General features: G+C 71.4%; 2 protein-coding genes and 2 pseudogenes. 1 reads left to right on the top strand and 3 read right to left on the bottom strand.

The annotated features are described in order from the left end of the window. A pseudogene (locus FUT87_RS06665) lies at positions 1–310 on the top strand (ATP-grasp domain-containing protein); the annotation flags it as partial. Here FUT87_RS06665 and tsaD read toward each other — a convergent pair. The 3 genes and pseudogenes from tsaD to FUT87_RS06650 form a co-directional block, all read right to left on the bottom strand. After that, positions 299–1267, bottom strand: a pseudogene (tsaD, locus tag FUT87_RS06660) (tRNA (adenosine(37)-N6)-threonylcarbamoyltransferase complex transferase subunit TsaD); the annotation flags it as partial. The pseudogenes FUT87_RS06665 and tsaD sit on opposite strands and share 12 nt — an antisense overlap. 15 nt (positions 1268–1282) lie before the next feature. After that, on the bottom strand, positions 1283–1621 hold the full coding sequence (fdx, locus tag FUT87_RS06655) for an ISC system 2Fe-2S type ferredoxin (RefSeq protein ID WP_091724272.1): 339 nt from the start codon (positions 1619–1621) through the stop codon (positions 1283–1285). Positions 1622–1656: 35 nt separating this feature from the next. Continuing rightward, a partial coding sequence (locus FUT87_RS06650; RefSeq protein ID WP_147240505.1) for an Hsp70 family protein occupies positions 1657–2667 on the bottom strand: 1011 nt, incomplete at its 5' end.

Raw genomic sequence — 2667 nt, 5'->3', positions numbered from 1 at the left:
CGACCTGGCCGCCGTGCCGGACGCGCTGATGCCGGGCATCCTGAAGACCGCCCGCCTGGGCTACGACGGCAAGGGCCAGCGCCGCGTGGCCGACCGCGCGCAACTGGCCGCCGCCTTCGACGAGCTCGGCCGCGTCGACTGCGTGCTGGAGCAGATGCTGCCGCTGGCGCTGGAGCTGAGCGTGCTGGTCGTGCGCGGCGCGGGTGGCGAGGTCGTCACCTATCCGGTCCAGCAGAACCTGCACCGCGACGGCATCCTGGCGGTGACCGAGGTGCCGGCGCCGGACGTCGATGTCGCGCTGCAGGCGCAGCGCGGCGGCGAGCGCGATCATCGCGCCGTTGTCGGTGCACAGGTGCAGCTCGGGATAGTGCACGCGCACGCGGCGCTTGTCGCAGGCCGCGTTCAGCTGCTCGCGCAGCCGCTTGTTGGCGCCGACGCCGCCAGCCACGACCAGCCGCTTCAGCCCGGTGTCCTTGAGCGCGAGCAGCGCCTTCTTCACCAGCACCTCGACGATCGCGGCCTGCGTCGACGCGGCCAGGTCGGCACGCTGCGCCTCGGTGATGCCGCCGGGCTGCGCCTCGAGCTTGCGCACCTGCGTCAGCACCGCCGTCTTGAGGCCCGCGAAGCTGAAATCGGGCTTGCCGCTGTGCAGCAGCGGCCGCGGCAGCGCGAAGGCCTCGGGATCGCCCTGCTCCGCCAGCTTCGACAGATGCGGGCCGCCGGGATACGGCAGGCCGAGCAGCTTGGCCGACTTGTCGAAGGCCTCGCCCGCGGCGTCGTCGATGGTTTCGCCGAGCAGCTCGTAGCTGCCGACGTCGTCGACCCGCATCAGCTGCGTGTGGCCGCCCGAGACGAGCAGCGCGACGAAGGGGAACTCCGGCGGATCCTCGGACAGGAACGGCGACAGCAGGTGGCCCTCGAGGTGATGGACGCCCATCACCGGTCGATCGAGCGCGGCGCCCAGCGAGGCCGCCACGCCCGCGCCCACCAGCAGCGCGCCGGCCAGGCCGGGCCCCTGGGTGTAGGCAACGACGTCGATGTCCGCCAGCGACAGGCCGGCGCTGGCCAGCACCTCGCGGGTCAGCGGCAGCACGCGGCGGATGTGGTCGCGCGAGGCGAGTTCGGGCACCACGCCGCCATAGGCCTGGTGCATCGAGATCTGGCTGTGCAGCGCATGCGCCAGCAGCGCGGGCACGCCGTCGCCCGAGGCGTCCACCAGCGCCACGCCGGTTTCGTCGCAGGAGGATTCGATGCCGAGGACACGCATGGAATCAGCCGCCGCTCAATGGTTCTCTTTGGCGTGGTTGATCGAGTACTTGGGGATCTCGACCGTCACGTCGGTGTTGGACAGGATGGCCTGGCAGGACAGGCGCGAATTCGGCTCCAGGCCCCAGGCGCGGTCCAGCATGTCCTCCTCGTTCTCCTCCATCTCGGACAGCGAGGCGAAGCCCTCGCGCACGATCACGTGGCAGGTGGTGCAGGCGCAGACCTGGTCGCAGGCGTGCTCGATCTCGACGTGGTTGTCGAGCAGCGCCTCGCAGATCGTCGTCCCGGACGGCGCCTCGATGGTCTTGCCCTCGGGCGCGTATTCGGGATGGGGAAGGATCTTGATGACGGGCATGGGATGTCCTTGAAGCTGGCGGTGTCGGCTCGCGCTCAGACCTGATCGATGCTGCGGCCGGTCAGGGCCTGCTGGATGCCGCGGTTCATGCGCGCGGCGGCGAAGGCCTCGGTGCCCTTGGCCAGCGCCTGGACGGCGGCATCGATGGCATCGGCATTCGCGGCCGCGTCGTCGACCTGCGCCTTGGCGAGCAGGTCCGACTGCAGCGCGGCGATCTCGGCGCGCTCGGCCTCGCTGAGCAGGTCGCCATCGGCACGCAGCGCGGACTGGGTGGCGAGGATCATGCGCTCGGCCTCGACGCGCGCCTCGCGCAGCTTGCGGGCGGCCATGTCGGACTCGGCGCTGGCGAAACCCTCGCGCAGCATCGTGGCGATCTGCTCGTCGGCCAGGCCGTAGCTCGGCTTGACCTGCACCGCCGCCTCGACGCCCGAGCCCAGCTCGCGCGCGGACACGCTCAGCAGGCCGTCGGCATCGACCTGGAAGCTCACGCGGATGCGGGCGGCGCCCGCGGCCATCGGCGGGATGCCGCGCAGCTCGAAGCGCGCCAGCGAGCGGCACTCGCTCACCAGTTCGCGCTCGCCCTGCAGCACGTGCACCGCCAGCGCGGTCTGGCCGTCCTTGAAGGTGGTGAAGTCCTGGGCCTTGGCGACCGGGATGGTGGCGTTGCGCTCGATGATGCGCTCGACCAGCCCGCCCATCGTCTCCAGGCCCAGCGACAGCGGGATCACGTCCAGCAGCAGGATCTCGCCGTCGGCGCTGTTGCCGGCGAGCTGATTGGCCTGCACGGCGGCGCCGAGCGCGACGACCTCATCGGGATTCAGGTTGGTCAGCACCTCGCGGCCGAAGAGCTCGCTCACGACGCGGCGCACGATCGGCATGCGCGTCGAGCCGCCGACCATCACCGTGCCCTGCACCTCGTCGGCGCCGACCTTGGCGTCGCGCAGCACGCGGCGCACCGCCAGCAGCGTCTTGTTGACCAGCGGCAGGGCCAGTTCGTCGAACTGGGCGCGCGAGACCTCGACGCTCAGCGCGCCGGCATCGAGCGC

This window comes from Mitsuaria sp. TWR114, from assembly GCF_007997345.1.
This window is presented reverse-complemented; position numbering and strand designations above follow the sequence as displayed.

Excerpts from the sequence above, each read along its gene's own strand:
- fdx (WP_091724272.1), bottom strand. The coding sequence starts at position 1,621 with ATGCCCGTCATCAAGATCCTTCCCCATCCCGAATACGCGCCCGAGGGC.